Annotated in this window: 26 protein-coding genes; 16 read left to right on the top strand and 10 right to left on the bottom strand. The window is 65.3% G+C overall.

Annotated features, from left to right (window positions below):
* Nucleotides 1–142 precede the first annotated feature (142 nt).
* From G4G71_RS25015 to G4G71_RS25005, 3 genes are read left to right on the top strand one after another with little or no spacing between them, the layout of a single operon-like run.
* On the top strand, nt 143–1078 hold the full coding sequence (locus G4G71_RS25015; RefSeq protein WP_169941013.1) for an alpha/beta hydrolase: 936 nt from the start codon (nt 143–145) through the stop codon (nt 1076–1078).
* The gene (locus tag G4G71_RS25010; RefSeq protein WP_054908278.1) at nt 1075–1401 is read left to right on the top strand and encodes a PA3694 family proteiin; all 327 of its coding nucleotides are present in this window, start codon (nt 1075–1077) and stop codon (nt 1399–1401) included. The genes G4G71_RS25015 and G4G71_RS25010 overlap by 4 nt, the downstream gene beginning before the upstream one ends.
* A gap of 38 nt (nt 1402–1439) precedes the next feature.
* Nucleotides 1440–1949 (top strand): O-acetyl-ADP-ribose deacetylase, encoded by a 510-nt coding sequence (locus G4G71_RS25005; protein WP_169941011.1) that lies wholly within the window; start codon nt 1440–1442, stop codon nt 1947–1949.
* Between the two features lie 165 nt (nt 1950–2114).
* Here the strand turns inward: G4G71_RS25005 and lptF are convergent, their stop codons facing one another.
* From lptF to G4G71_RS24990, 3 genes are all read right to left on the bottom strand, one after another.
* Entirely contained in the window at nt 2115–2906 is a 792-nt protein-coding gene (lptF, locus tag G4G71_RS25000) for a lipotoxin F family OmpA-related lipoprotein LptF (protein WP_054908280.1), read from the bottom strand.
* A 37-nt stretch (nt 2907–2943) separates the two neighbouring features.
* The gene (locus G4G71_RS24995) at nt 2944–3354 is read right to left on the bottom strand and encodes a DUF4398 domain-containing protein (RefSeq protein WP_169941009.1); all 411 of its coding nucleotides are present in this window, start codon (nt 3352–3354) and stop codon (nt 2944–2946) included.
* 176 nt (nt 3355–3530) lie between these two features.
* Nucleotides 3531–5600, bottom strand: coding sequence for a heavy metal translocating P-type ATPase (locus tag G4G71_RS24990; RefSeq protein WP_139092918.1), 2070 nt, complete (start codon nt 5598–5600; stop codon nt 3531–3533).
* Between the two features lie 87 nt (nt 5601–5687).
* Between G4G71_RS24990 and G4G71_RS29975 the strand changes: the two genes are divergently transcribed.
* Together G4G71_RS29975 and cadR are read left to right on the top strand one after the other, a co-directional pair.
* Nucleotides 5688–5945, top strand: coding sequence for a hypothetical protein (locus G4G71_RS29975; protein WP_240964837.1), 258 nt, complete (start codon nt 5688–5690; stop codon nt 5943–5945).
* Nucleotides 5946–5999: 54 nt separating this feature from the next.
* Nucleotides 6000–6467 (top strand): Cd(II)/Pb(II)-responsive transcriptional regulator, encoded by a 468-nt coding sequence (gene cadR, locus G4G71_RS24985; RefSeq protein WP_024765664.1) that lies wholly within the window; start codon nt 6000–6002, stop codon nt 6465–6467.
* A 296-nt stretch (nt 6468–6763) separates the two neighbouring features.
* On the opposite strand, the gene G4G71_RS24980 is transcribed toward cadR, so the two are convergent.
* The gene (locus G4G71_RS24980) at nt 6764–7099 is read right to left on the bottom strand and encodes a pilin assembly protein (RefSeq protein WP_169942789.1); all 336 of its coding nucleotides are present in this window, start codon (nt 7097–7099) and stop codon (nt 6764–6766) included.
* A 207-nt stretch (nt 7100–7306) separates the two neighbouring features.
* Here G4G71_RS24980 and ppc point away from each other — a divergent pair, with 207 nt between their 5' ends.
* From ppc to G4G71_RS24940, 8 genes are all read left to right on the top strand, one after another.
* On the top strand, nt 7307–9943 hold the full coding sequence (ppc, locus tag G4G71_RS24975; protein ID WP_169941005.1) for a phosphoenolpyruvate carboxylase: 2637 nt from the start codon (nt 7307–7309) through the stop codon (nt 9941–9943).
* Nucleotides 9944–10190: 247 nt separating this feature from the next.
* Nucleotides 10191–10838 (top strand): adenylate kinase, encoded by a 648-nt coding sequence (gene adk / locus G4G71_RS24970; protein ID WP_024765662.1) that lies wholly within the window; start codon nt 10191–10193, stop codon nt 10836–10838.
* Between the two features lie 88 nt (nt 10839–10926).
* Nucleotides 10927–11601 (top strand): tRNA (adenosine(37)-N6)-threonylcarbamoyltransferase complex dimerization subunit type 1 TsaB, encoded by a 675-nt coding sequence (tsaB, locus tag G4G71_RS24965; protein ID WP_054908284.1) that lies wholly within the window; start codon nt 10927–10929, stop codon nt 11599–11601.
* 66 nt (nt 11602–11667) lie between these two features.
* Entirely contained in the window at nt 11668–12012 is a 345-nt protein-coding gene (locus tag G4G71_RS24960; protein WP_024765660.1) for a hypothetical protein, read from the top strand.
* Between the two features lie 4 nt (nt 12013–12016).
* Entirely contained in the window at nt 12017–12874 is an 858-nt protein-coding gene (locus G4G71_RS24955) for a DUF72 domain-containing protein (protein ID WP_169941003.1), read from the top strand.
* A 73-nt stretch (nt 12875–12947) separates the two neighbouring features.
* A complete protein-coding gene (locus G4G71_RS24950; RefSeq protein ID WP_169941000.1) occupies nt 12948–13775 on the top strand; it encodes an isocitrate lyase/PEP mutase family protein in 828 nt (275 codons plus the stop codon).
* A gap of 3 nt (nt 13776–13778) precedes the next feature.
* Nucleotides 13779–14471: an extensin-like domain-containing protein gene (locus G4G71_RS24945; RefSeq protein ID WP_240964836.1), complete on the top strand. Its 693-nt coding sequence runs from the start codon at nt 13779–13781 to the stop codon at nt 14469–14471.
* A 55-nt stretch (nt 14472–14526) separates the two neighbouring features.
* Nucleotides 14527–15309, top strand: a complete 783-nt coding sequence (locus G4G71_RS24940) for a class I SAM-dependent methyltransferase (RefSeq protein ID WP_169940998.1) — start codon at nt 14527–14529, stop codon at nt 15307–15309.
* Between the two features lie 329 nt (nt 15310–15638).
* Here G4G71_RS24940 and G4G71_RS24935 read toward each other — a convergent pair whose 3' ends face one another.
* Nucleotides 15639–16271 (bottom strand): TetR/AcrR family transcriptional regulator, encoded by a 633-nt coding sequence (locus G4G71_RS24935; protein ID WP_037009583.1) that lies wholly within the window; start codon nt 16269–16271, stop codon nt 15639–15641.
* A gap of 97 nt (nt 16272–16368) precedes the next feature.
* Here G4G71_RS24935 and G4G71_RS24930 point away from each other — a divergent pair, with 97 nt between their 5' ends.
* From G4G71_RS24930 to G4G71_RS24920, 3 genes are all read left to right on the top strand, one after another.
* On the top strand, nt 16369–17472 hold the full coding sequence (locus G4G71_RS24930; protein WP_054908289.1) for an efflux RND transporter periplasmic adaptor subunit: 1104 nt from the start codon (nt 16369–16371) through the stop codon (nt 17470–17472).
* A gap of 6 nt (nt 17473–17478) precedes the next feature.
* A complete protein-coding gene (locus G4G71_RS24925; RefSeq protein ID WP_169940996.1) occupies nt 17479–20547 on the top strand; it encodes an efflux RND transporter permease subunit in 3069 nt (1022 codons plus the stop codon).
* Nucleotides 20548–21229: 682 nt separating this feature from the next.
* Complete coding sequence (locus G4G71_RS24920) at nt 21230–21709, top strand: BRO-N domain-containing protein (protein WP_240964835.1); 480 nt, start codon at nt 21230–21232, stop codon at nt 21707–21709.
* A gap of 221 nt (nt 21710–21930) precedes the next feature.
* On the opposite strand, the gene G4G71_RS24915 is transcribed toward G4G71_RS24920, so the two are convergent.
* The 5 genes from G4G71_RS24915 to G4G71_RS24895 form a co-directional block, all read right to left on the bottom strand.
* Entirely contained in the window at nt 21931–22608 is a 678-nt protein-coding gene (locus G4G71_RS24915) for a DUF4197 domain-containing protein (protein ID WP_169940994.1), read from the bottom strand.
* Nucleotides 22609–22716: 108 nt separating this feature from the next.
* On the bottom strand, nt 22717–23115 hold the full coding sequence (locus G4G71_RS24910; RefSeq protein WP_169940992.1) for a YbaY family lipoprotein: 399 nt from the start codon (nt 23113–23115) through the stop codon (nt 22717–22719).
* 84 nt (nt 23116–23199) lie between these two features.
* Entirely contained in the window at nt 23200–25287 is a 2088-nt protein-coding gene (locus G4G71_RS24905; RefSeq protein ID WP_169940990.1) for a YjbH domain-containing protein, read from the bottom strand.
* A complete protein-coding gene (locus G4G71_RS24900) occupies nt 25284–26060 on the bottom strand; it encodes a capsule biosynthesis GfcC family protein (RefSeq protein WP_169940988.1) in 777 nt (258 codons plus the stop codon). The genes G4G71_RS24905 and G4G71_RS24900 overlap by 4 nt, the downstream gene beginning before the upstream one ends.
* Nucleotides 26057–26713: a YjbF family lipoprotein gene (locus G4G71_RS24895; RefSeq protein ID WP_169940986.1), complete on the bottom strand. Its 657-nt coding sequence runs from the start codon at nt 26711–26713 to the stop codon at nt 26057–26059. Before G4G71_RS24895 ends, G4G71_RS24900 begins: the two co-directional genes overlap by 4 nt.
* Nucleotides 26714–26719: the final 6 nt, after the last annotated feature.

The following is a 26719-nucleotide window of genomic DNA, read 5'->3' as shown; positions in this document are numbered from 1 at the left end:
TCGTTCGGTGCAGGATGACACCCTATAGCGTCAGCCGACACGGATAGCTCCCTCTCCCTTCAGGGAGAGGGCGGGGGAGAGGGGCTTTGCTAGCGCGCCATTGCTGATCCATTTGAAGGAAGCTCCCAAGGATGACTTGCCGATGATCCGATGCTTCAAGGCCGCCGCGCTGGCAGTGCTGGTAGCCCTCAGCGGTTGCAGCTCGCTGCTGTTCTACCCCAGCGATGACGTCGCCATCACGCCCGCGCGGGCCAAACTGGAGTTCCGCGACGTCACGTTCACCACTGCCGATGGCGTGAAGCTCGCCGGCTGGTGGCTGCCGGCGAAAGCGGGTGTGCCGGTCAAGGGAACCGTGCTGCACCTGCACGGCAATGGCGGCAACATGGCGTGGCACCTGGGCGGCGCGTACTGGCTGCCGGAGCAGGGCTACCAGGTGCTGATGCTGGATTACCGCGGTTACGGCAAGTCCGAGGGCGAGCCTAGCCTGCCGGCAATCTACCAGGACATCGACGCCGCCTTCGCCTGGCTGGACAAGGCACCGGAGGTGCAGGGCAAACCGGTGATCCTGCTGGGCCAGAGCCTGGGCGGCGCCATGGCGGTGCATTACCTGGGCATGCACCCTGAGCGGCAGAAGAAGTTGAATGCCGTGGTGCTCGATGGCGTGCCGGCCAGTTACCGCGATGTGGCGCAATACACCCTGAGCACCAGTTGGCTGACCTGGCCGCTGCAGGTGCCGCTGTCCTGGCTGGTGCCCGACGGTGACAGCGCGATCCGCTCCATGCCGCGACTTTCTGGCGCACCCGTGCTGTTCTTCCACAGCATCGACGATACCATTGTGCCCCTGGACAACGGCCTGACCCTCTACAAGGCCGCGCCGCCGCCCAAGGTCTTCCAGCTGACACGCGGCAATCACGTGGAAACCTTCGGGGAGCCGGTGTGGCGCGAAGTGATGCTGCGCTTCCTTGACGATCCGCAGCACTTCACCGGCCTGCGCCGGTTGGCCGAAGTCCCGAACTCTCCCTCTCCGGCGAAGCCACAGGAATCGCAGGCGGACCCGAAACAACAAGGCACCCCATGAACGACCGCAATCCGATCTCCTACATCCTCACTGTCATCGCCACCATCTTCGTCTCGGTTGGCACGCTCTGGTATTACGGCTACCTGCACTTCGCCAAGCCCGAGGACGCGCTGGAACTGACCCAGTTCACCATGCTCAAGAGCATTCCCGGCCAGGACAGCACCAAGCTCTCCCTGGACCCGGCCGACCAGCAGGCGCAGTGCATCGATGGCGTGCTGGTGATGTTCGACATGACCCAGAAGGGCCTGACCGGTGTGCTGGTCGATGGCCGCAAGCGCGCCGTGCGCTGCATGGGTGAAGAGACCCCGCAAGAGGTCAAATGACGACGGGCCCGCCGTCGCAGAGGCAGGGAGCAAGCATCATGAGCCACCCCGAAATCCGCGTCTGGCAGGGCGACATCACTCGACTCGACGTCGACGCCATCGTCAATGCCGCCAACAGTTCGCTGCTGGGCGGTGGAGGTGTCGACGGCGCCATTCACCGTGCGGCTGGCCCGGAGCTGGTCCACGCGTGCCGCCCGCTGGGTGGCTGCAAGACTGGCCAGGCGAAGATCACTCCTGGCTTCCGCCTGCCGGCGCGCTTCGTCATCCACACTGTCGGGCCCGTCTGGCGCGGTGGTGAGCACGGCGAGCCCGAGCTGCTCGCCCAGTGCTACCGCAACAGCCTGCAATTGGCCGAAGACAACGGCCTCGCCAGCATCGCCTTTCCCGCCATCAGTACTGGTATCTACGGTTATCCCGCCGAAGCCGCGGCGCAGGTTGCCGTGGACGAACTGCGTCGTCTGCGCGGTGAAGGAAGTTCGCTGAAGGAATTGGTGCTGGTGCCTTTCTCGGCCGAGATGGCCGAGCTGTACCGGCGCCTGTTGGGCTGAGCGCTGGCCTGAATAAACGCCCATGGGCGCGGGCGTGGCCCGCTCCAACAGGAAACGCAGGTCGTAGGATGGGTGGAGCGGAGCGATACCCATGCTGCAGGTGCAGTGATCGATGGGTATCGCTTCGCTCCACGCCATCCTACAAGAGCGCTGTATCCCGAAGGATCAATAAGTGCCGCTCACCGCCGAGCGCGGTTGCACCGGGTTGGCGTCATTGGAAATGGTGACCTCGACGCGACGGTTCATGGCGCGGCCGGCCGGGGTCGCGTTGCTCGACACCGGATACTCCTTGCCGTAACCGCGGGATACGACGCGATCGGGCGTGACTCCCTGGCTCAGCAGGGCCAGGCGAATAGCGTCGGCGCGGCGCTCGGAAAGCCCCTGGTTGTAGGAGGACGAGCCGCTGCTGTCGGTGTAGCCCTCGACGATGACCTTGCGTTCCGGATTCTGCTGCAGGTAGCCGGCGAGGTTCTGCACATTGCTCATGGCGCCGGACTTCAGCTCGGCGCGGTCGAGATCGAACAGCACGTCACCGAAAGACACCATGGTTCCGCGCGAGGTCTGCTTGGCGTTCAGCTCGCCCTTGAGCTTGTTCAGCTGTGCGGTACGGGCATCCAGGCGGGCCTGGGCGCGCTGGGCCGAGGTGTTCTTCATCTGGTCCTCGGCGTTGCGCAGGGCCACCGTCTGGTTGGCCAGCTCAATGCGCTGCTGGGTCAGGTAGGCCATCTGGTCGACGTCCTTCTGGTCGGCGCCGTCGCGGTAGGCCTTGTCGGTCTTGGCCAGCCAGTCACCGGCGTCCTTGGTTTCCAGCGCGGCCTGCTGGGTGGCCTGGGGTTCAGCCTGCAGCGCCTGGAAGTCGCTGCGGGCTTTCTCCAGGTTGGCGTTGGGCGGCGTCGAGCACGCGGCCAGGGCCAGGGCGAGAGTCGAGATGGCGGGCAGTACGATGAGCTTGTTCATGTCGGAATTCCTTATATGACCGGACGTAGGGGCGGGATCACTGGGCCTGCTGCAGGCCTTCCTGACGCAGCTCCATCACGCCCTGCTGGGCGTCCTTGACGTTGTTCTGCGCCTTCACGGCCTGCGACTTGCGCTCTGCCACGCGAGCGTCCCATTCGGCCTGCTGTGCCAGGCGCTTGGCCTGGTCGTATTCCTTGTCGTTCAGGGCAATGCGCGCCTGGGCGAGTTTGTCCTGGGCATTCTTGGTTTCGACCGGGGCGAATTCCGGTCCACCGGAGCTGACGGCGGCGTTCACCGCCGATTCAGTAACGGCCATCTGTTCGCTGGGCGGGTTGCCGGCGCAGCCAGCCAGCAGCATGGCGCTGCCAAGGGCGAGCAGGCTGAGGCGCAGGGAGGCGCAGGTGAAGGCGGTCGGGACGGTTCGAGCGCTCTGAGATTTCAGTTCCATTGGATGAATCCTCTGACGTTTGGTAAGGGGTTCCCTCGGCGATTCGAGTGCCGGTGGATGCCTGCCACGCTGGTCTGCGGCTTCGTGGGCATCTGATTAGGGGACTAAGGGTTTTGTCAGGGGGTTCAAAAAAAATGCCCGCCGTATTGGCGGGCATTGGTGACGATCCACTGGGATCAGCCGCGATGACGCAGCAATCTCAGACCGTTGAAAACCACCAGCAGGCTGGCACCCATGTCGGCGAAGACCGCCATCCACAGGGTCCCTTCGCCGGCCAGGGTGAGGGCGAGGAACACCGCCTTGATGCCCAGCGCGAGGGTGATGTTCTGTATCAGCACGCGATGGGTCTGGCGCGACAGGCGTATGAAGGACGGCAGCTTGCGCAGGTCATCGTCCATCAGCGCGACGCCGGCTGTTTCGATGGCGGTATCGGTGCCCGCCGCGCCCATGGCAAAACCGATGTCGGCGCGGGCCAGGGCGGGAGCGTCGTTGATGCCGTCGCCGACCATGCCGACGCGCTGACCACCTTCCTGGCGCTGCTTTACCTCGCGCAGCTTGTCTTCGGGCAGCAGGTTGCCCAGTGCTTCGTCGATGCCCACCTGGGCGCCGATGGCGTTGGCGGTGTGCGGGTTATCGCCGGTCAGCATCAGCGTCTTCACGCCCAGCGCGTGCAACTGGGCGATGGCTTCGCGGCTGGTCTCCTTGACGCCGTCGGCCACGGCGAACAGTGCCAGCGGGCCCTCGCTATCGAGCAGCACGATGACCGTCTTGCCCTGTTGCTCCAGGGCGTCGAGGCGCGCCTCCAGTTCCTGCGAGCACAGCTCCAGCTCCTCCACCAGGCGGTGGTTGCCCAGGTGGTAGGTGCGCCCGTCTATCTCGCCTTTCACGCCGCGGCCGGGCAGGGCAGTCAGCTCGCCGACGCTGTACAGCGCAATGTCGTCTGCCTCGGCGGCCTGTGCCACGGCGTGCGAGACCGGGTGATCCGAACGCGCCGCAAGGCTGGCGGCCAGCGCGCGAACGTCGCCGGCGGTGGTTTCCCGCAGGGCGGTGAAATCGGTCTGGCGCGGGCGACCTTCGGTGAGCGTGCCGGTCTTGTCGAGGGCGATCCAGCTCAACGAACGACCCATTTCCAGGAACACCCCGCCCTTGATCAGGATACCCAGGCGAGCCGCCGCTGACAGGCCGCTAACGATGGTCACCGGAGTAGAGATGACCAGGGCGCACGGGCAGGCGATCACCAGCAGCACCAACGCGCGGTAGACCCAGTCGAGCCAGGCGCCGCCAAAGAACAGCGGCGGCAGCAGCGCAGTGGCGATGGCGATGAGGAACACCGCCGGGGTGTAGATGCGCGAGAACTGGTCGACGAAGCGCTGGGTCGGCGCACGCGAGCCCTGGGCTTCTTCCACCGCATGGATGATGCGTGCCAGGGTGCTGTCGTCGGCCACGCGGGTGACGCGGTATTCCAGCGCGCTTTCACCGTTGATGGTGCCGGCGAACAGGGTGTCGCCGGCCTGTTTTTCCACCGGCAGGCTTTCACCGGTGATGGGCGCCTGGTTGACGCTGGAGCGGCCGTCGAGCACCTCGCCGTCCAGGGCGATGCGCTCGCCCGGGCGCACCCGCACGCGGGCATCGAGCGTCACGGTCTTGGCCGGCAGCTCCTGCCACTGGCCGTCGACCAGCACCGTGGCCTGCTCCGGGGCGAGTTGCAGGAGGCCGCGAATGGCGTTGCGTGCGCGGTCCAGCGATTTGGCCTCGATCAGCTCGGCGATGGCGAACAGCACGGCGACCATGGCCGCTTCCGGCCACTGGCCGATCAGCATGGCGCCGGTCACGGCGATGCTCATCAGGGCATTGATGTTGAGGTTGCGGTTCTTCAGGGCGATCCAGCCCTTGCGGTAGGTCGGCAGGCCGGCGCCAAGGATCGCCGCGATGGCCAGCACCGCCACCAGCCAGTGCGGGCCGATGGCGAACCACTCGAAGAACTCCGCACCCGCCGCCGCGACACCGGCCAGCGCCAGCGGCCACCAGGGTTTCTGCTGGGCGGGTTGTGCGGGCGCAGGAGCGTTTTCGTCCACGGGCTCGGCCTGCATGCCGAGTGAGGCCACCAGCTTCTGCAGCGGCTCGATGCTGTCGAAACGGTGCTGCACGCGCAGCAGGCGCTGCATCAGGTTGAAGTCGAGGTCCTCCACCGCCGGCACGCGGCCCAGTGCGTCGCGCAGCAGGCGTTCCTCGGTGGGGCAGTCCATGGCCTCGATGCGCAGGCTGGTCCAGCGCAGCTCGCCGGCCGCAGCTCCTGCCACGGCGCTTGCCGCTTGCGCGGGATCGATACGCTCATGCTGATGATCGTGATCGTGATCGTGATCGTGATCGTGATCGTGATCGTGATCGTGATCGTGATCGTGGGCATGGTCGTGAGCGTGCGGGGCAGGTTCGGCGGCCGGAGCGCGCAGCAGCGCGCCTTTGTCGCAGCCGCAGCAGCCGGCGGCTTCCTGTTCGCGGTGCTGATCCTGGATTGGAGCGGGACCGTGGATGATCGGGCCCTGGCGATTGGCAGTCATGTCGTCCGTTCCTGTTTGACGAGTTGCTGCTGATTGCACACCCTGTAGCAACTACAGAGTCAAGCACCTGCTGGCGAGGAATCGAAAATGAAGATCGGTGAACTGGCGAAACTGACCGGCTGCCCAGTGGAAACCATCCGCTACTACGAGCGCGAAGGTCTGCTGCCCGCGCCGTCGCGCAGCGAGGGCAACTACCGCCAGTACGACGCCAGCCACGTCGAGCGGCTGTCGTTCATCCGCCATTGCCGTTCGCTGGACATGACCCAGGAGGAAATTCGCATCCTCCTCGGCCTGCGCGACCGCCCCGAGTCTGACTGCGGCACCGCCAATCGGCTGATCGACGAGCACCTGCACCACGTCGAGGTGCGCATCGCCGAACTGCAGTCGCTCAGCCAGCAATTGCGCGACCTGCGCGCGCAGTGCCAGGGCGAGGGCAGCAGTGTGGATTGCGGCATCTTGCGCGAGCTGGAGCAGCCGGCGGAGCCTTCGGTGATTCCCGATGCGTGCGCCGAGGCGGGGCATTTGCATGTGCCAGGCGTGCATGGCCGGCATTGATCGTATTGTCGGGCTCGAGAATTCGTAGGGCGCATAACGCGTCAGCGTTATCCGCCATTGAGCGCCGGCTGGCGCATAACCTGTCCCAGGGCATGCGCCCTACTGGGCCAATATGTTGATCCGAGGCCATGCGTAGGAACGGACAGTTGGCACCGCTTTTATGTAGGAGCGAGGGGGACGCCTAGTTCTTGCTCGCGAACCCGCCCAGCGCTGGAGCTGCCGGCAGGCCTGTTCGCGAGCAAGCTCGCTCCTACAAATAGAATCCAGCATCCCGGATAGTTCCAGGGCGCTGGGTTTCAGGAGTGCTCCGCCTCCGTCAGCTCATGCAGGTACTTGCGCGACAGCGCCAGGAAGCGCGGCGTCGGGCCGGTGTCCTCGTAGATCGGGTCGCCCTGTTCGTCCTGGGCCACCACCTTGTTTCCCTGCACGTAGGGGAAGCTTGCCTCCAGCTCCTCCAGCGCCGCGCTGACCAGTTCCCCCAGCAGCTCCTCGACGCTGCGCTTGGGGTACATATCGTGCAGCGCGGCCAGACGCGCGGCGGTCTCGACGTCCAGCGGAATGCTGTACTGGTGGTTGGTCATGCGCCCCCTGGCGTTCTGTTCCCAATGGCGTACCAGCTCGCGGATCTTCATATTCACCTCTAGGGTCGTTACGTGGCGGTCGGCCCTCGTGAGGCCGCCGCAGGTTTTCCCGACGATGGGGATAACTTTCAGCCTAGACGTTGTCCGAGCATGACTGCGGGCGTTCGTCGAGCGCTTGTCAGCCGCCACACCTGGCGGCACTGTGAAACTCTCAGCGTGGCCCTTCCCAATGGGCGCTCTCACTCCAAGGAGACCGCGATGCCGGATATCGATGCGCGCCTGCGCGAGGACGTTCACCTGCTTGGCGAACTGCTCGGGCAGACCATCCGCGCCCAGTACGGGCAGGGCTTCCTCGACAAGATCGAGCTGATCCGCACGGGAGCCAAGGCCGCACGGCGTGGCTCGGCCGAAGGCGCCAAGCAGCTCACCGCGACCCTCGACGGCTTGGGCGAGGACGAACTGCTGCCGGTGGCGCGCGCCTTCAACCAGTTCCTCAACCTGGCCAACATCGCCGAGCAGTACCACCGCATTCGCCGCCGCACGCCGAAGGAGCCGGAACCCTTCGAGAACCGCGTGCTGGCAGAATTGCTGGGGCGCCTGCGCAAGTCCGGCCTGGGCGCCGAAGGCCTGGCGCGGCAGGTGGCGGAGCTGGAGATCGAACTGGTGCTCACCGCGCACCCCACCGAAGTGGCGCGCCGCACGCTGATCCAGAAGTACGACGCCATCGCCGGCCAACTAGCCGCTGGTGACCACAGCGACCTGTTGCCCGAAGAGCGCCAGGCGGTGCAGGAAAAACTCCAGCGGCTGATCGCCGAGGCCTGGCACACCGACGAAATCCGCCGCACCCGGCCGACCCCGGTGGACGAGGCGAAATGGGGCTTCGCGGTGATCGAACACTCTCTCTGGCACGCGCTGCCGGACTTCCTCCGGCATGTCGATCGCACCCTGCAGGAAACCCTCGGTGAACGGCTGCCGCTGGAGTCCGCGCCGATCCGCTTCGCCTCCTGGATGGGCGGCGACCGCGACGGCAACCCCAATGTCACCGCCGCTATCACCCGCGAGGTCCTGCTGCTGGCGCGCTGGATGGCCGCCGATCTCTACCTGCGCGACGTGGATAGCCTGGCTGCTGATCTATCCATGCAGCAGGCCAGCGAAGAACTACGCGCCGAAGTGGGCGAGCTTGCCGAGCCCTATCGCGCGCTGCTCAAGCAACTGCGTGAACGCCTGCGTGCCACCCGTGCGTGGGCCGAGCGGGCTATCCATAGCGGCGAAGAACCCGGCAGCGAGGTGCTGCAAGACAATCGAGAGCTGCTTGAACCACTGCAACTCTGCCACCGCTCGCTGCACGATTGCGGCATGGGCGTGATCGCCGATGGCACCTTGCTCGATACCCTGCGCCGCGCCGCCACCTTCGGCCTGTTCCTGGCCCGGCTGGACGTGCGCCAGGATTCCACGCGCCACGCCAGGGCGATGAGCGAGATCACTGACTACCTCGGGCTGGGCAACTACGCCGAGTGGGACGAAAGCGTGCGCCAGGAATTCCTCCTGGAAGAGCTCGCCAGCCGTCGCCCGCTGCTGCCGGCGAACTACGAACCTTCCCCCGAGACCGCCGAAGTACTCGCCACTTGCCGCGTGGTGGCGCAGGCGCCGGCAGCGTCGCTGGGCTCCTACGTCATCTCCATGGCCGGCCAGCCCTCCGACGTGCTCGCCGTGCAATTGCTGCTCAAGGAATGCGGCCTGGAGCGGCCGATGCGCGTCGTGCCGCTGTTCGAGACGCTGGATGACCTCGACAACGCCGGCCCCTGCATCGACCGCCTGCTCAGCCTCGACAGCTACCGCACCCGCCTGGCCGGGCCGCAGGAAGTGATGATCGGCTACTCCGACTCGGCCAAGGATGCCGGTACCCTGGCGGCGGCCTGGGCGCAGTACCGCGCGCAGGAGGCGCTGGTGGACATCTGCCGCAACCATGGTATCGAGCTGCTGCTGTTCCATGGCCGTGGCGGCACCGTCGGCCGTGGCGGCGGCCCGGCCCACGCGGCGATCCTCTCGCAGCCGCCGGGCTCGGTGGCCGGGCGCTTCCGCACCACCGAGCAGGGCGAGATGATTCGCTTCAAGTTCGGCCTGCCGGACATCGCCGAGCAGAACCTCAACCTCTATCTTGCCGCGGTGCTGGAGGCCACCCTGCAGCCGCCGCCGGTGCCCGAGCCGGCCTGGCGCGAGGAGATGGATCGCCTGGCCGCCGATGGCGTGCTCGCTTACCGCGCGGTGGTGCGGGAGAACCCGCAGTTCGTCGACTACTTCCGCGAGGCCACGCCGGAGCAGGAACTGGGCCGCCTGCCGCTGGGCAGTCGCCCGGCCAAGCGCCGCGAGGGCGGGGTGGAAAGCCTGCGGGCGATCCCCTGGATCTTCGCCTGGACCCAGACGCGCCTGATGCTGCCGGCCTGGCTGGGTTGGGAAGATGCTTTGTTCAAGGCCATCGAGCGTGGCGAGGGCGCGCTATTGTCCCGTATGCGCAAGGAGTGGCCGTTCTTCACCACCCGCATCGACATGCTGGAGATGGTGCTGGCCAAGGCCGACCGGGAAATTGCCCAACTCTACGACGAGCGCCTGGTGCAATCGGAACTGCGACCATTAGGTGCGCATTTACGCGACCTATTGTCGCAGTCGGTGCGCGTGGTGCTGGGCCTGACCGGGCAGTCCCAACTGCTCGCTCACGCCGCCGAGACGCGCGAATCCATTGGTGTGCGCAATACCTACCTGGACCCGCTGCACCTGCTCCAGGCCGAGCTGCTGGCCCGCTCGCGACGCTGCACCGGCGATGCCTGCGGCGGTCTGGAGCAGGCCATGCTGGTCACGGTCGCGGGGATAGCCGCGGGGCTGCGCAATACCGGTTGAGGGCACATCACCCCCCACCAAAGGTGGATTGCCGAGCCGGCAAATGAGATTAATTTGATGGCTGTTCCAGGTGCCATCAAGCGCCCGGGACCGGCTCGCGCAGTCCCCATGGCCGGCTTGTCTGGCAGGGGACCGCTGTGTATCGTGAGCAACCTTTCGGCGCATGTCTGCGCCATTCCAGCACGATGAGATTGGCCCCAAGAGGCGGATCCGTGATTTCGCTTAACAAGTATTAAGGAGCATATCGATGCGTGTGATTCTGCTCGGGGCGCCCGGTGCCGGCAAAGGTACCCAGGCTCGCTTCATCACTGAGAAGTTCGGCATTCCGCAGATCTCCACCGGCGACATGCTGCGTGCGGCGGTCAAGGCCGGCACCGAATTGGGCCTGCAGGCCAAGAGCGTGATGGACGCCGGTGGTCTGGTCTCCGATGACCTGATCATCAACCTGGTCAAGGAACGTATCGCCCAGCCCGACTGCGCCAACGGCTTCCTGTTCGATGGCTTCCCGCGCACCATTCCCCAGGCCGAGGCCATGAAGGAAGCGGGCGTCACCATCGACAACGTCGTCGAGATCGCCGTTGAAGACGAAGAAATCGTCAGCCGCATCGCCGGCCGCCGTGTGCATGCCGCTTCCGGCCGCGTCTACCACGTCGAGCACAACCCGCCGAAGGTTGCCGGCAAGGACGACGAGACCGGTGAAGAGCTGATCCAGCGCGAAGACGACAAGGAAGCCACCGTGCGTCACCGCCTGTCGGTCTACCACTCGCAGACCAAGCCGCTGGTCGATTTCTACCAGAAGCTGGCCGCCGCCCAAGGCACCCCGAAGTACACCCGCGTCGAGGGTGTTGGCTCGGTAGAGCAGATCACCACCAAGGTGCTCGCCGCTCTGAGCTGATCGCTCCCGCGTCTGCCAAAGGCCCGCACATGCGGGCCTTTGGCGTTTATAATGCCCGCCCGTTTTTTATCGACTAATGGAAAGCACCATGCCCACGCTGCTGGCCCTGGATACCTCGACCGAAGCCTGTTCCGTCGCCCTGCTGCATGACGGCCGCCGGTTCGTGCGCCATGAGGTGATCCCGCGCCTGCACGCCCAGCGCCTGTTGCCCATGGTGCAGGACATCCTCGGCGAGGCCGGCATCGCGCTGTCCGCCGTCGACGCCATCGCCTTCGGCCGCGGCCCCGGCGCCTTCACCGGTGTGCGTATCGCCATCGGCGTAGTCCAGGGCCTGGCGTTCGCCCTGCAGAAGCCGGTGCTGCCGATCTCCGACCTGGCGGTATTGGCCCAGCGTGCGCACCGCGAGCACGGCGCCGCCCAGGTTGCCGCTGCCATCGATGCGCGCATGGATGAGGTGTACTGGGGTTGCTACCGCGTGGAGCAGGGCGAGATGCGTCTGGCCGGCGCCGAGGCGGTGCTGCCGCCCGAGCGCGTCGAGCTGCCGCGCGATGCCCAGGGCGAGTGGTTCGGCTCCGGCACCGGCTGGGGCTTCGAGGAGCGCCTGGCGGTGAAGGTTGCCGCCTGCGATGCCAGCCTGTTGCCGCACGCCGAAGACCTGCTGACCCTGGCCGAATTCGCCTGGGCGCGGGGCGAGTCGGTTGACGCAGAACACGCGCAGCCCGTCTACCTGCGGGACAACGTGGCGACACCCAAGAAAGCCTGACCTGTGCCAATTGACCGCAGCCTGGAGCGCTCGCTAGAGTGAGCGCATTCCCACCGAGTTTCTGACATGCGTATCGACGGTTTCACTTCCATATCCCAGACGCCTGAGCGCGGTTCCCGGACGGGCACTGCGGTCACGCCGTATCGGGATGTGCAGAGTGACGTCGAAGCCCGCCGCGACCAACCCGCGCCGACCTCGGCGAGCCAGGGGCTGGACTCGCAGCCGCAGACCCGCCGCGTCGAATCTTCCAGCGCCAGCAGCTACGGCGTGCCGGCGACCCTGCGAGACATCGAGTACCAGCGCCCGCTGAGCTCCCGTGCTGCCCAGGCGCTGGCCAGCTACACCAGCACCGCCAGCATGGCCGGCCAGTACGAAGGCCAGGAAGTCCTCGGTCTCGACCTCTACGCCTGATTCGATGTCGCTGCCGTATTTCCTCGGATGTCCATCCTGGAACGAGCCTGCCTGGCGCGGCACCTTCTATCCCGCTGACCTGCGTCCCGCCGATACCCTGGGCTTCTACTCCCAGGTGTTCAACGCCGTGGAAGGCAACACCACTTTCTACGCCCGCCCCAACGCCGATACCCTCGCGCGCTGGTCGCAGACCATGCCGGAGACGTTCCGCTTCTGCGCCAAGCTGCCCCGCGATATCAGCCACGAGGGCGACCTGCGCGGCCAGTTGGAGAACACGCGGGACTTCCTTGATCTGCTGAAACCGCTGGGTAAGCGCGTCGCGCCGCTGTGGCTGCAGGTGTCGGCCAGTTTCGGACCGGATCGACTGGGCGAGCTGGCGGCCTGGCTCGACGCCTTCGCCGAGCGTCGCCTTGCCGTCGAGGTGCGACACCCGGCGTTCTTTGCCAAGGGCGAGGAGGAGCGGGTGCTGAACCGGCTACTGCTGGATCGCGGTGTAGAACGTATCTGCCTGGACTCGCGGGCGCTGTTTGCCTGCCGGTCTGACGATCCTGCCGTGCTGCACGCACAGTCGAAGAAGCCCAAGGTACCGGTGCGCCCGGCGGCCTTCAGCGACAGCCCGCAGGTGCGCTTCATCGGTGGGCCGGACCTGGACGCCAATCTCGTTCACCTTGCGCCCTGGGTCGGCAAGGTGGCCGAGTGGATCGAGCAGGGCCTGACGCCCTACGTTTTCCTCCACACGCCGGACAACCACCGCGCCGCCGAACAGGCGCAGCGCTTCCATGCCTTGCTGCGCGAGCGCCTTCCAGGTTTGCCGGCGCTGTTCGAGCCGAAGCCGGAAGTGGAGCAGCTCGGCCTGCTCTGACACCCCAACTGTGCATGGCGGCGAGCGGGCGAGGGGGCTAACCTGCTCCTTCCCGTTCGGCAAGGAGACAGCCATGACCCATCAACAACAACGCGGCGAAGCCTTCCGTGCGCTGCACCAGCGCGAGGGCCTGTTCGTCCTGCCCAACCCCTGGGATGCCGGCTCGGCGAAGATGCTTGCCCACCTGGGGTTCGAAGCCCTCGCGACCACCAGCGCCGGGCTGGCTTTCGCGCTGGGACGCCGCGACGCCGAAGGTGCCGTCAGTCGCGACGAAGCCCTGGCCAATGCGCGGCAGGTCATTGAGGCGACGCCGTTGCCGGTTGCCGCCGATCTGGAGAATGGCTACGGCGATACGCCTGACGATTGCGCCGAGACTATCCGCCTGGCTGCCGCCTGCGGGCTGGTCGGCGGCTCCATCGAAGACGCCACCGGCCGCCCGGACACACCCATCTATCCGCTGGAGCTGGCGGTCGAGCGCATCACCGCCGCCGTGCAGGCGGCCCGGGCCCTGCCTTTCACGTTCACCCTGGCGGCGCGGGCGGAGAACTTCCTGCATGGCCGTGCCGACCTGGACGACACCATCCGCCGCTTGGTGGCCTTCGCCGAAGCCGGTGCCGACGTGCTCTACGCGCCGGGCCTGAAGACTCGCGAGGAAATCGCTGCCGTGGTAAGCGCCGTGGCACCGCGACCGGTCAACGTGCTGGTGGGCTCGCCCGCCGTGCAACTTGGCCTGGAGGAGCTGGCAGCGTTGGGGGTGAAGCGCGTCAGCGTCGGTTCGACCCTGGCACGCGCGGCTTACGGCGCCTTCTTCAGTAGCGCCGAAGCGCTGGCCAAGGGCGACCTCAAGCCGATGCACAACGCCATGCCCTTCGACCGCATCAACGGACTCTTCCGGGGCTGACGCTTGCGCTGGTGGCTGCTCGCTTTCGTCCTCGCCTGCGCGGGGTTCGCGTTATCGGTGCAGCAGCAGTGGCTGAGCGTGCCAGCTCGCTGGAATCCTTGGGCACCGCTGGATGTGCGCGATGAGCCCAACCTGCTGACCCGCTACAAGCTCTGGCGACTGCGTGACGAACTCGACCTGTGCCGCCTGGCGTTGCAGAGTTCTGATCTCAAGGCGCAGCCGATGGCCGACAGCGAGCCGGTCGCCGGTTGCCCGTTGCAGAACGTCTGGCGCGTGCAGGCCGCCGAGGTAAAGCTGAGCAGCAGCTTCCTCGCCAGTTGCCCGCTGGCGGTGAGCTTCGCGCTGTTCGAGCGGCACTCGCTGCAACCGGCTGCAAGGGCCGTCTACGGCCAGCCGGTGGTTGGCGTGGAGCACCTGGGCAGCTTTGCCTGCCGCAACATCTACGGGCGCGCCGATGCCCGCCGCAGCCAGCACGCGAGTGCCAACGCGCTGGACATTGCCGCCTTCCGCCTCGCCGACGGCCGGCGCATCGTCGTGGCCAGGGACTGGTCGGGGGAGGGCGATGCCGCTCGCTTCCTGCGTGCCGTGCGCGACGGCGCCTGCAGCAACTTCGACGCCGTGCTGGGACCGGACTACAACCGCGCCCACCATGACCATTTCCACCTCGACCTGGGCGGCTGGCAGATCTGCCGTTGAGCCCGCCGGCTGCGCGCTGCGGTAGAATCGCGGTTTTTTCCAGGATCGCCCCGCCATGACCGAAGTCCTCACTCCGCCGCGCATCGTCGTCCAGGCCCTGGCGCCTGCCTGGCAGGCGTCCGCCGAGCAGTGGGCGCAGCGGCTCGGGCTGCCGATGGGCGAGGGGGATGCGGACTTCGCTCTGCAACTGGGCGATGACGGCCTGCAATTGCTGCAACTGGGGCCGGACTCGCCCGGCCCGGTGCGGGTGGACTTCCTCGAAGGCGCCACTGCTCACCGCCGCCAGTTCGGCGGCGGCGCCGGGCAGATGATCGCCAAGGCCGTGGGTATCCAGCAGGGCGTGCGTCCCCATGTGCTGGATGCCACCGCCGGCCTGGGCAAGGACGCCTTCGTGCTGGCGACCCTGGGCTGCGAGATGCACCTGACCGAGCGCCAACCGATCATCGCCGCACTACTGGAAGACGGCCTGGCCCGTGCGGCGGGGGATTTCGAGGTGGGCGCCATCGTCGCGCGCATGCGCCTGCTGCAGGGCAATGCGATCGAGCGCATGGCCGCCTGGGAAGGCGAGGCGCCGCAGGTGATCTACCTCGACCCGATGTTCCCGCACCGCGACAAGAGCGCGCTGGTGAAGAAGGAAATGCGCCTGTTCCGCCCGCTGGTGGGCGATGACCTGGACGCGCCGGCGCTGCTGGATGCGGCGCTGAAGCTGGCCAGCCACCGGGTGGTGGTCAAGCGCCCGCGTAAAGCGCCGATCATCGAGGGGCAGAAGCCCAGCTACAGCCTGGAAGGCAAGTCCAGCCGCTATGACATCTATCCGCTGAAGAGCCTCAAGGGCTGACGGCCAATTTGCGGGTCTGCTCGTGGCTGATAATGCCTCGTGCGATCCAGCCCTCACCCTAACCCTGGCTACGCGCCCTGCTCCTGAGGGAGAGGGGACCGATCGATGCAGGATGAAACGGTGGCGTCAGCCGGTACGGCCTGCTCCCTCTCCCTCAGGAGCGGGGGGCTGGGGTGAGGGAAGTCCGTTACACCGGCGGTGCGGGCCAGTCTGCGGGGGCTGATGCTCTTGTAGGAGCGAGCTTGCTCGCGACCCCGCCTAACGCCGAACTCGCCGGGAAGTCCTGTTCGCGAGCAAGCTCGCTTCTTCCCTAGGCACTCCGGCGTGAGTCAGGGCCTGAAAGCCTTGAGGAACAGCGCCACCACTTCCTGCGCGTGAGCCTCGGACTCCTCCTCGGTCGGCGGCTCCACGCAACCGATCATCAGGCGGAAGTGCACGCAGCCCTGCACCAGCATCAGGAAGTGCTCGGCGGCCCGGCGCGGGCTATCCATCGCCAGTTTTCCCTGCTGGCGAGCCTGCTCCAGCAGGCGCTCCATCTGGTCCAGCACGCGTTGCGGGCCGGCGTCGAAGAACAGCTGTGACAGATGCGGGTTCTGCCCGCCCTGGGCAATCATCAGCCGGCTCAGCGCAATGGCCTCGGGGCTGTTGATCAACTGATTGAAGCCGCGCGCCAGGTTCAGCAGCAGGCTTTCCAGCGGCGCATCGGCCGATGGCTCTGCAAACAGCTCTGGCAGGTTCTCCGCACACTTGGCCTGCACGGCTTCGACGAATAGCGTCTCCTTGTCCGTGAAGTGGCTGTACACGGTGAGCTTGGACACCCCGGCCTCGGCGGCGATGGCCTCCATGCTGCTGCCGTCGTAGCCATGGCGGACGAACAGCTCCTTGGCGGCCTCGAGAATGGCTTGGCGCTTGGCGGGGTCCTTGGGGCGACCCGGGCCGTTCGATGAGTTCGATGGCGACATGATTTTACATTTCTAATACTGGACTGATGGGTTCTGTATTTTTACTATACCGGGGAGTATAAGAATTCCAACCGCGTTTTGCGAAAGGTCACACATCATGTTCCGCCATGCTCTGTCTGTCGCGCTGCCTGCTGCCTTCATCCTTTCCCTTTCTGCCTGCGGTAATGGCGAGCCTCCCAAGCCCGCTGTGCGTCCGGCCATTGTGGTACAGCCGCTGCCGGCGCGTGACATCACCGAAGCCTATCCCGGCGAAGTCCATGCCCGCCACGAGCCGGAGTTGGCGTTCCGCATTGGTGGCAAGGTCAGCAAGCGCCTGGTGGAAACCGGCGAGCGGGTAAAGAAGGATCAGCCGCTGGCGGAACTCGATCCTGAAGACGTTCGTCTGCAGCTCGAAGCCACCCGTGCGCAGGTGGCGGCAGCCGAAGCCAACCTGCAGACCGTCCGCTCCGAATACACGCGCTACAAGACCCTGCTGGAGCGTCAGCTGGTCAGCCAGTCGCAGTTCGACAACATCGAGAACACCTACCGCGCCGGCGAAGCGCGCGTGAAGCAGATTCGCGCCGAATACGACGTGGCCAGCAACCAGGCTGGCTACGCGGTATTGCGCTCGCCCCAGGACGGCGTGATCGCCACGCGCCGTGTGGAGGTGGGGCAGGTGGTCGCCGCCGGGCAGACTGTCTTCACCCTGGCCGCCGATGGCGACCGCGAAGTACTGATCAGCTTCCCCGAACATGCCTTCGAGCGCTTCCGCGTTGGTGAAGCAGTGAGCGTCGAGCTCTGGTCGCAGCGTGACAAGCGCTTCAGCGGCAAGATTCGCGAACTGTCGCCGGCGGCCGATCCGCAATCGCGCACCTTTGCAGCGCGCGTTGCCTTCGACGATCCGAAAGTGCCCGCCGAACTGGGCCAGAGCGCCCGCGTCTACGTCCATGCCGAGGGCGCCGTGCCGCTGGCGGTGCCACTGGCCGCGCTGACCTCGGAGGCAGGCCAGCCATTTGTCTGGGTGGTCGATCCGAAGACTTCCACCCTGCACCGTCGCCCGGTGCGCGTCGGTCCCTACGCCGAAGACCGTGTGCCGGTGCTCGAAGGTTTGAAGGATGGCGACTGGGTGGTGGCAGCCGGTGTCCAGGTGCTGCGTGAAGGGCAGGAGGTACGGCCTGTCGACCGGGAGAACCGGTCGATCAAGCTGGTGGCGAAGGAGTAACGCCCGATGCAATTCAACCTTTCCGCCTGGGCGCTGCAGAACCGCTCCATCGTCCTGTACCTCATGCTGCTGCTGGGCATAGTCGGTGCGCTGTCCTACACCAAGCTCGGGCAGAGCGAAGACCCGCCATTCACCTTCAAGGCCATGGTGGTGAAGACCAACTGGCCTGGCGCGACCGCCGAGGAAGTCTCGCGCCAGGTCACCGAGCGCATCGAGAAGAAGCTGATGGAGACCGGCGACTTCGACCGCATCATCTCCTTCTCGCGGCCCGGTGAATCCCAGGTGACCTTCGTCGCCCGCGAGGATTTCCACTCCCGCGACATTCCCGAGCTCTGGTACCAGATCCGCAAGAAGGTCAGCGACATCCGCTACACCCTGCCGCAGGGCATCCAGGGGCCGTTCTTCAACGATGAGTTCGGCACCACCTTCGGCAATATCTACGCGCTGTCGGGCAAGGGCTTCGACTACGCGGTGCTCAAGGACTATGCCGACCGCCTGCAGCTGCAACTGCAGCGCATCAAGGACGTCGGCAAGGTCGAACTGGTCGGCCTGCAGGACGAGAAGATCTGGATCGACCTGTCCAACACCAAGCTCGCCACCCTCGGCCTGCCGCTGGCGGCGGTGCAGAAGGCGCTGGAAGAACAGAACGCGGTGACTGCCACCGGCTTCTTCGAGACGGCCACTGACCGGGTGCAACTGCGCGTGTCCGGGCGCTTCGATTCGGTGGAGGACATCCGCTCCTTCCCGATCCGCGTCGGCGACCGCACCTTCCGCATCGGCGATGTGGCCGAGGTGCACCGCGGTTTCAACGACCCGCCCGCGCCGCGTATGCGCTTCATGGGCGAGGATGCCATTGGCATCGCCGTGGCCATGAAGGACGGCGGCGACATCCTGGTGCTGGGCAAGAAGCTCGACTCGGAATTCGAACGCCTGCAGCAGACGCTGCCGGCAGGCATGGAGCTGCGCAAGGTGTCCGACCAGCCGGCAGCGGTGCGCGAAGGCGTCGGCGAGTTCGTCCGCGTGCTGGCTGAGGCGCTGATCATCGTGCTGCTGGTGAGCTTCTTCTCCCTCGGCCTGCGCACCGGCCTGGTGGTGGCGCTATCGATCCCGCTGGTGCTGGCGATGACCTTCGCCTGCATGTACTACTTCGGCATCGGCCTGCACAAGATTTCCCTCGGCGCGCTGGTGCTGGCGCTGGGCCTGCTGGTGGACGACGCGATCATCGCCGTGGAGATGATGGCGGTGAAGATGGAGCAGGGCTACGACCGGCTCAAGGCGGCGAGTTACGCCTGGACCAGTACGGCCTTCCCGATGCTCACCGGCACGCTGGTGACCGCTGCCGGTTTCCTGCCGATCGCCACCGCGCAATCGGGCACCGGCGAGTACACCCGCTCGCTGTTCCAGGTGGTGACCATCGCGCTGCTGGTGTCGTGGATCGCCGCCGTGGTCTTCGTGCCCTACCTGGGCGAGAAGTTGCTGCCCGATCTCGCCAAGCGCCACGCGGAAAAACACGGTGGCAGTGACAAGGGTCACGACCCGTATTCGACACCCTTCTACCAGCGCTTCCGCCGCGTGGTGGAATGGTGCGTGCGCTACCGCAAGACGGTGATCCTGCTGACCGTGGCCGCCTTCATCGGCTCGATCATGCTGTTCCGCCTGGTGCCGCAGCAGTTCTTCCCGCCGTCGGCACGCCTGGAATTGCTGGTGGACCTGAAACTGGCCGAGGGCGATTCGCTCACCGCCACCACCGAGCAGGTCAATCGCCTGGAGAAAATGCTCGCCGAGCATTCGGGCATCGACAACTACGTGGCCTATGTCGGCACCGGTTCGCCGCGCTTCTACCTGCCGCTGGACCAGCAACTGCCGGCGGCGAGCTTTGCGCAGTTCGTGGTCCTGGCGAAGAGCCTGGAGTCGCGCGAGGAAATCCGCCAGTGGCTGATCAAGCACATGAACGAGGACTTCCCGACTCTGCGCACGCGCATCAGCCGCCTGGAGAACGGTCCTCCGGTGGGCTACCCGGTGCAGTTCCGCGTCTCCGGCGAGCACATCCCGGAAGTCCGCGAGCTGGCGCGCAAGGTCGCCGACAAGATGCGCGAGAACCCTCATGTGGTGAACGTGCACCTGGACTGGGAGGAGCCAAGCAAGGCGATCTTCCTCGACATCGACCAGGAGCGCGCCCGCGCCCTGGGCGTGAGCACCTCGGATATCTCGCAGTTCCTGCAGAGCTCGCTGACCGGTTCCACCGTCAGCTACTACCGCGAGGACAACGAGCTGATCGAGATCCTCCTGCGCGGCGACGAGCGCGGCCGGCATGACCTCTCGCAGCTGCCCAGCCTGTCGATGCAGACCAGCAGCGGCCGCAGCGTGGCACTGTCGCAAGTGGCGACGCTGGAATACGGCTTCGAAGAAGGCATCATCTGGCGGCGCAACCGCCTGCCGACTGTGACCGTGCGCGCCGACATCTACGACGACTCGTTGCCGGCGACGCTGGTGAAGCAGATCTCACCGACGCTTGACCCGATCCGTGCCGAATTGCCGGACGGCTATTTGCTGCAGGTCGGGGGCACCGTGGAAGACTCGGCCAAGGGCCAGGATTCGGTGAACGCCGGCGTACCGCTGTTCATCGTGGTGGTTCTCAGCCTGCTGATGATCCAGCTGCGCAGCTTCTCGCGGATGATCATGGTGTTCCTCACCGCGCCGCTGGGCCTGATCGGCGTAACCCTGTTCCTGCTGGTGTTCCAGAAGCCCTTCGGCTTCGTCGCCATGCTCGGCACCATCGCCCTGGCGGGGATGATCATGCGCAACTCGGTGATCCTCGTGGACCAGATCGAGCAGGATCGCGCCCATGGCATGGATACCTGGCACGCCATCATCGAAGCCACGGTGCGGCGTTTCCGCCCCATCGTGCTGACCGCCCTGGCGGCGGTGCTGGCAATGATCCCGCTGTCGCGCAGTGTGTTCTTCGGCCCGATGGCGGTGGCGATCATGGGTGGCCTGATCGTCGCCACGGCGCTGACGCTGCTGTTCCTGCCGGCGCTGTATGCGGCGTGGTTCAGGGTGAAGAAGGAAGCCTGACGAAGGCATGGGGCAGTGTGAGTAACTGCGTGCAGGGCGGATAACGCGCCAGCGTTGGCCGCCCTGTAAAGGCCGGCGGATAACCTGTTCCAGGTTATGCGCCCTACGGTGCTGTCAGCGCCAGCGTTTACTTGTAGGAGCGAGCTTGCTCGCGAACCCGCCCAGCGCAGGAGTTGCCGGAAGGCCGTTCGCGAGCAAGCTCGCTCCTACAGTTCGATTCCTCATCGAACCTCGACGTAGGGCGAATAACGCGCAGCGTTATCCGCCGTCTGGCCGCCCGAAACGAATCGTCCGACATACGCGAACCTTTCGACCTGTCACTCTCATGAGCTTTTCCTGAAGCCGATTCCCAGACCCGGATCGTTCCGTAAGGTACGTGGTAATCGTTCAGGAACCGCCTGACTCATCAATGGCGTTGCGGTCCTACAAGCCTGCTGCTTAGCGTTCTCTCCGCCACGGAACAGCCGTGGCCAGGTGTGGAAACCTGAGTGGTTACGTCAATCGCCATAGCAGAGAATGCCCGGCCTCAATCGAGGCTGGGTTGACTCTGGCTGTCTATGGCGGACCGTGTGAGGCGGGCTTCGGCCCGACCGGTCTATGGCGTAACCGCCCGGTTTCCACCCTTGCACGGTCCGCCTCCCTTTTCCGGGGGCGGCTCTTTCGCTGTACAAGGAGAGACCGCATGAACCCTTCAACGCTCTTTCCGGCCGACAATGGCCTGAGCTTCCAAACCTTCCATCGCTTCGACCGCACCCTGCGCGGCCTGCTGATTGATCGCCAGGCCTGGTTCTCCACCCGCGACCTGGCGCGCCTGACCAACACCCATTTCACCGCCCGCGTCCCGCGCAAGCTCGATCCCGACCAGTACCGCTGGGAGCGCCTGCTCGGTGGCACCGAAGACGAACTGCTGGTCAGCGAAAGCGGCCTCTACACACTGCTGCTGGTCTACTTCTACCACCCGGAAAACCGCAACCTGCGCCAATGGCTGAGCAACGAAGTCGTACCGGCCCTGCGCGATGCCCAACTGCCAACGGGCTATGGTCCTCGTCAGAGCGTGCGCGAGGTACAGGGCTACCCGCTGACCGTACTGGAATGGCAAGGCAGCATCTGGCTGCGCCTCTGCGACGCCGCCCGATTACTGGAGCGTGGCAGCTTCTCGTAGGATGGCGTGGAGCGCAGCGATACCCATCGCTCGCAGCATCTGCAGGAGCGGGCCATGCCTGCAATTCGCGCGCACGATGGGCTCCTACAGAGGCTCGCGTGATACCAATCTGTAGGCATGAAAAAGCCCGGCATCTGCCGGGCTTTCACTTATCTGTAGGAGCGAGGGGGACACCCAGTCCTTGCTCGCGAACGCTCTTGGCGCCCCCGGCACCTGGCTGCTCAGAGTACTCCAAACACTTTCTTCGCCAGGCCAGTAGCAGCGGCCGTCGGATTCTGGCGAATGGTCTTCTCCTGCTCGGCGATGAGCTTGAACAGGCCGTCCAGTGCTTCCTCGGTCACGTAGTTCTCGATGTTCGCGCTCTTCGCGTCGACCACGCCGAAGGCGGCAGCCTGGCTGGCGAAGGCGTTGTACTGCTTGGCGACGCCGACCTGATCGGTGGCCTGCTTGATGATCGGCAGGAACTTGGCGCGCAGTTGCTCGCGGCTGCTGCGGTTCAAGTAGTCCGTCGCCGAGTGCTCGCCACCCTGCAGAATGCCCTTGGCATCGGTCACGCTCATTTTCTTCACCGCATCCACCAGCAGCGCCTGGGCCTGCGGCATGGCGGCCTCGGCGGCCTTGTTCATGCTCGCTTCGAGCTGGTCGACCTGGGCGCCCATGCCGAACTGCTTCATGGTCTTGGCGGCCTTGCCCAGTTTGCCGGGCAACTCGATGCGCACTTCCGGGTCATTGCTGAAGCCGCCGGGTTGGCTGAGCTGTTTCACGGCCACCTGCGCACCCTGTGTCAGCGCATCCTTCAGGCCGCCGGTGGCGTCGCTCTGGCTGAGGTCGGAAAGGGACAGGGCGAAGGCATTGAAGGACAGCAGGGCGCCGGCCAGCAGAACGGGGAATCGCAGCATCGATACTTCCTTGGGCGAAACACGGCGGCCGGGCGGCCCCGCGGTGGAGAATGGAGGAGGGAGATTAACGGAGGAAGGCCGCCGGGGAAAACCCGGCGGCGCGGTGAATCAGCGCACAGGGTCGACGCGGACTCGTAGTGGTTGCGGGTCGCTACCGTCGAGTTTGACGCTGTGTCGCTCGGTGGTGATGAACAGCAGACGGCCGTTGTCCTCGATGCGCGCACTGACCGCGTAGCTGTGGCCCGGCTTGACCTGGTTGCGGTCGTAGTTGAGGTGGAACGCCAGTGGCACCTGGCGCCCGGAGTCCAGTTGCTGCCGGGCCAGCTCGGTGGCGGGCGCGTCGGCCAGGGAAACGTCCTGCAGACTGACGGTGACCTGGGCAGTTGGCGGTAGGGCAATACGCTGCAGGTAGAAGACTTCACCGTCCAGCGACGCCTTGTCACCGGAGGGAGTAGAGCTGCACGCGGCGAGCAGGCCGGTCATCAGTAGCAGGGGTAGGGTTTTCATAAGGTAACTCTCCTTGGATCCAGGGCGCCTCAGACCATTGTGGGTGACTTTGGTTTCCGCGCCATGATCCGGGAGAGCTTCGAGTTATTTCACGATGCGTCCGAACAGGTTCTGGAACATTACCGGGTCGCGGCCTTCGGTGAGGTCGTAGAGCGAGTAATAGTGGTTGAGGCGGGCGCCACCGTCGCGAGTCAGCGGGTCCCAGGAAAGATTGGCCCGGCGCATTGTGGAGCTGCTCATCAGCTCGTCGAACGGAATCGATACGTAGATGCCCTTGTCGAAACTGCCTTCGCCATAGGCTTCCTTGTTGGCCGTGGTGAGGGTGACCCAGGCGCCAAAACGCACGCCGTTGCGGAACTGCCGAGAGAGATCGAGCGTGCCGCCCCAGTCGCGAGCCAGGTAACGACCAGCGCTGACCTGGGCGAGGATGTCCTCGAATCCGGTCTGCCAGTACAGCGTGACGAAGCCGGTCGCTGTCTGGTAATCACGCAGGCCGAAGTGCTGGTCGAAGTCGCGCTGGCGCACCAGGTCGAGGTTGGCGCCCAGGGCCCAATCTTGACTCATTGGGCGGTAGAGCAACTCGCCACCCACGCCTGCATACATGCTTTCCAGGTAACCGCCGTACAGCATGCCGTAGAGGTCTTGATCCAGTCGCGCGGTCTTGTTCAGCTGGAAGGTGGGCAGCGTGACATCGGAGGTGGTCATGTACCGGCGGATGTCAGTGCGAACTCGCGGGAGGCCGCTGGGGGCGTCGTACTTGAATTCGTCGTAGTTGTTGATCAGGTTGGCGCTGAGCAGGCCATTGCCCCACAGGCTTGGGGTGAAGCGATACTCGCTGTCGAGATCTGCGGTGAACTGGTACAGCAGGAAATTATCCGGGCCACCGATACTCTGGTTGTAGCCCAGGCCCAGGTTGTAGTTGAACGGGACGGGCTTCTGCTGATAAACCAGTTCTTCCTGTTGCGGTAGCGGTGGGTTTTGCTCAGTCGTGCGGCGAAGGTCTTCCAGCGGACGCTCCTGGTTCGCGACGTCGCGGAATACCCGGCGTGGCACGCTGGTTTCGACCATGGGTTGGCCATAGCGTGTATCGACGACGGTGAACCACTGCGCTTCGTGATCGACGCTGTTGTCGAGAATGCGCGCGGTGCGCCCGACGGCCTCGGGCGGATACAGATAGCGAGTCTGTTCGCCGTACACCACCACTTCGCTGTCCTTGCGGGTGATGCGTTCTACCTTGTAGCCGGCGTTCTCTTCTACACGCCGGGAAACGTCTGCCCAGTCCACTGTATCGGGCTGGCGAGCGGTCGCTTTCTGCTGCAGCGGTTCCGGGGCCGGATCGTTGACCTTCGCGGGAGCCGTGCGACTGGCGAAGTTGGTGTGCAGGGTGATGCCGAACATGGCAGTGTTGCCGCGCTCGAAGGCTGCGTGCAGGTCGATGGAGTCGCTGGCCTTGAAGACCATGCCGATGTTGAAAGGGGAGTTCTGCTTCTGGTTGTTGTTCAGCGGCTCGTGCTGATAGTCGTTGCCCTCATACTCGAGCTTGACCGACAGCGGTTCCCAGGGCGTTTGCCAGTTGACGCCCCCGAACAGGGAAGGGTGGCCACGGAAGTAGCTATTGGAGCTCAGCTCACCGGTGCCTTCCGATTTGGGGCGCGTATTGAATCTGTCGTCGACCCAGCCGAGCGGATTGTCCAACTCGCCGCGATTGCCGATGTAGCCCCACGCCAGTCCCAGGCTGAAATCGAGGTCACCAAGGCGCTTGTTGCCGACAAGATATTCGCTGGAGAACAGCCCGGTACCGCCGATATCCCTACCGCCCAGCACAATTTCTGGCGCCCAGCGAGTTTCCTGCAACAAGCGGAATTTGACGTCGAAGGCCTTGTCCTTGTAGCTCTGCTCGCCGCTCTCGTCTGCTTCCCCGTACCTGCGGTTGCTGATCGAGGTATAGCGAAAGGTGCCTTCCATCCAGTCGAAGGGCTGTAGCGAGAAGCTATAGCGCGAGTAGGGATCGGTGCGGTTGGCGTTCACGCTGATCTCGCCCGCCGGCGCCATTCGCGCGGTAGGGGTCTGCAGCAGGCCAACGCCGCCGAAATCGTTCTGGGTGTAGCGCGGATCGGCAGAAGCCAGGCTAGCACTGACCAGCAGCAGACAGAGACTGTGGCGAGGCTTCATGGTCTTTCCGCCGGCAGGGGTTGTGTGGCCAGGAATTCGGCCAGTTCGCGGTTCAAATCCGGTGCGCTGTCCTTGATCTCCTGGGCATCCAGCGGCACCAGCATCACGGCACCGGGGGCAGGTGGTGCGGCTTGTTCCTCGCGATTCCATGACGCAACCCCAAGTCGGGTGACCTGGCCGTCAGGCTGGATCAGATAGAGGAAATCCGGGTCTGCCTCATCAAGTGCGGGGCACTGCGGTGCATAGCGATAGGCCGGTTGCAGTGGAACGAAGGGCAGCTCGCAGTTGTCCGAAACCGCGCCAATGATCCGCACGGTGGCCGGCCGGGGCGGGAAGATCAGTCGATCTCCACCCTGGAGCCTTGGCGAGTGCTCGGCGTTGAGCTCTACCTGCAGTGGATCGAGGTGGTAGGTCCGTCGACCGGTAACGGGCAGGGCTAGCACCTGCTCGCCGAGCCGCTGGGTAATGTTCGCCAGCGCGGGCTTGTCCTGCAGCAGTGCAAGGCGTTGCACCTGGCTCAGGTCGAACAGGACGCCGGCCTTTAGTCGACGTTGCTCCTGAATCAGGCTTTGGCGTTGCCAGGACGCACCTAGCCAATAGCTCTGGGGATTGACCTGTAGCTGTTGCAGCAGCACGCCCAGACGAAGGCCGTCGTCGATCTCCCTGACTCCCGGGGAGGGCAACTCGCCAAGCACTTCGATTCGTGTTGCTCCGTGGGCGGTTGTGCAGGCGGCGAAGCCGGCCATGAGCAGGGCTAGCCGAATGAGCTTCATGGCCGGCTCCGAAGGGGACGCAACTGAGTAATGGTGACGTTGAGACTGGGAGTGACCTGCTGCCGGCTTTGCAGGATGAACCCGTCATTCGGGTCGACCCAGTAGCTGTTGGTAGCCGCCATGCCCTTGATCGGCGCGTGCAGTTGCTCGTCAATTCGCAGCAGCCTGTGGTCCTGATCGAGGATGTGCACGGTTTCGACGCCGGCGCGGCGCAGATTGCCGGTGAGCGGAACATCGAGCAGGTAACCGGGCCCGAGATCGATCCAGCGCTGGCTTGCCTGGTCTTCGCCGATGTGCTGCAGCCCGGTGACAAAGGGCGAGCCCGGCGCGAGGCGAGTTCCCAGCAAGTCGTCCGGGAAACCCAATGTGCGCACCACCACGCCATCCTGCAGGAGTAGCAATTGGCGCGACGAGGCCTGCCAGTACTGCAGGTCGCCTTGTGTGCGTACCAGCGCCATCACCGCTGAGCCGTATTGGGTGGTGATCTCGATCTGGTAGTAGGGGAGAGAATTGACTTGAGCGCGTGTCAGCTCAAGCGGAGCCGGGCTGCTGAAGCTGGCGCTCAGAGTACTCAGCGAGGCCTGCATCAGTGGGTTGCAGGCGGACAAGGCGCAGGCGAGCACCCCCAACGCGAGCAAGCGATAGGCATTCATGGAGTG

This window comes from Pseudomonas multiresinivorans, assembly GCF_012971725.1.
GTDB classification, from domain to species: domain Bacteria; phylum Pseudomonadota; class Gammaproteobacteria; order Pseudomonadales; family Pseudomonadaceae; genus Pseudomonas; species Pseudomonas multiresinivorans.
This window is presented reverse-complemented; position numbering and strand designations above follow the sequence as displayed.

Coding starts and splice junctions, on each gene's coding strand:
- G4G71_RS25015 (WP_169941013.1), top strand. CDS start 143: ATGATCCGATGCTTCAAGGCCGCCGCGCTGGCAGTGCTGGTAGCCCTC.
- G4G71_RS25010 (WP_054908278.1), top strand. CDS start 1,075: ATGAACGACCGCAATCCGATCTCCTACATCCTCACTGTCATCGCCACC.
- G4G71_RS25005 (WP_169941011.1), top strand. CDS start 1,440: ATGAGCCACCCCGAAATCCGCGTCTGGCAGGGCGACATCACTCGACTC.
- lptF (WP_054908280.1), bottom strand. CDS start 2,906: ATGAACAAGCTCATCGTACTGCCCGCCATCTCGACTCTCGCCCTGGCC.
- G4G71_RS24995 (WP_169941009.1), bottom strand. CDS start 3,354: ATGGAACTGAAATCTCAGAGCGCTCGAACCGTCCCGACCGCCTTCACC.
- G4G71_RS24990 (WP_139092918.1), bottom strand. CDS start 5,600: ATGGACTGCCCCACCGAGGAACGCCTGCTGCGCGACGCACTGGGCCGC.
- G4G71_RS29975 (WP_240964837.1), top strand. CDS start 5,688: ATGCTGATGATCGTGATCGTGATCGTGATCGTGATCGTGATCGTGATC.
- cadR (WP_024765664.1), top strand. CDS start 6,000: ATGAAGATCGGTGAACTGGCGAAACTGACCGGCTGCCCAGTGGAAACC.
- G4G71_RS24980 (WP_169942789.1), bottom strand. CDS start 7,099: ATGAAGATCCGCGAGCTGGTACGCCATTGGGAACAGAACGCCAGGGGG.
- ppc (WP_169941005.1), top strand. CDS start 7,307: ATGCCGGATATCGATGCGCGCCTGCGCGAGGACGTTCACCTGCTTGGC.
- adk (WP_024765662.1), top strand. CDS start 10,191: ATGCGTGTGATTCTGCTCGGGGCGCCCGGTGCCGGCAAAGGTACCCAG.
- tsaB (WP_054908284.1), top strand. CDS start 10,927: ATGCCCACGCTGCTGGCCCTGGATACCTCGACCGAAGCCTGTTCCGTC.
- G4G71_RS24960 (WP_024765660.1), top strand. CDS start 11,668: ATGCGTATCGACGGTTTCACTTCCATATCCCAGACGCCTGAGCGCGGT.
- G4G71_RS24955 (WP_169941003.1), top strand. CDS start 12,017: ATGTCGCTGCCGTATTTCCTCGGATGTCCATCCTGGAACGAGCCTGCC.
- G4G71_RS24950 (WP_169941000.1), top strand. CDS start 12,948: ATGACCCATCAACAACAACGCGGCGAAGCCTTCCGTGCGCTGCACCAG.
- G4G71_RS24940 (WP_169940998.1), top strand. CDS start 14,527: ATGACCGAAGTCCTCACTCCGCCGCGCATCGTCGTCCAGGCCCTGGCG.
- G4G71_RS24935 (WP_037009583.1), bottom strand. CDS start 16,271: ATGTCGCCATCGAACTCATCGAACGGCCCGGGTCGCCCCAAGGACCCC.
- G4G71_RS24930 (WP_054908289.1), top strand. CDS start 16,369: ATGTTCCGCCATGCTCTGTCTGTCGCGCTGCCTGCTGCCTTCATCCTT.
- G4G71_RS24925 (WP_169940996.1), top strand. CDS start 17,479: ATGCAATTCAACCTTTCCGCCTGGGCGCTGCAGAACCGCTCCATCGTC.
- G4G71_RS24920 (WP_240964835.1), top strand. CDS start 21,230: ATGAACCCTTCAACGCTCTTTCCGGCCGACAATGGCCTGAGCTTCCAA.
- G4G71_RS24915 (WP_169940994.1), bottom strand. CDS start 22,608: ATGCTGCGATTCCCCGTTCTGCTGGCCGGCGCCCTGCTGTCCTTCAAT.
- G4G71_RS24910 (WP_169940992.1), bottom strand. CDS start 23,115: ATGAAAACCCTACCCCTGCTACTGATGACCGGCCTGCTCGCCGCGTGC.
- G4G71_RS24905 (WP_169940990.1), bottom strand. CDS start 25,287: ATGAAGCCTCGCCACAGTCTCTGTCTGCTGCTGGTCAGTGCTAGCCTG.
- G4G71_RS24900 (WP_169940988.1), bottom strand. CDS start 26,060: ATGAAGCTCATTCGGCTAGCCCTGCTCATGGCCGGCTTCGCCGCCTGC.
- G4G71_RS24895 (WP_169940986.1), bottom strand. CDS start 26,713: ATGAATGCCTATCGCTTGCTCGCGTTGGGGGTGCTCGCCTGCGCCTTG.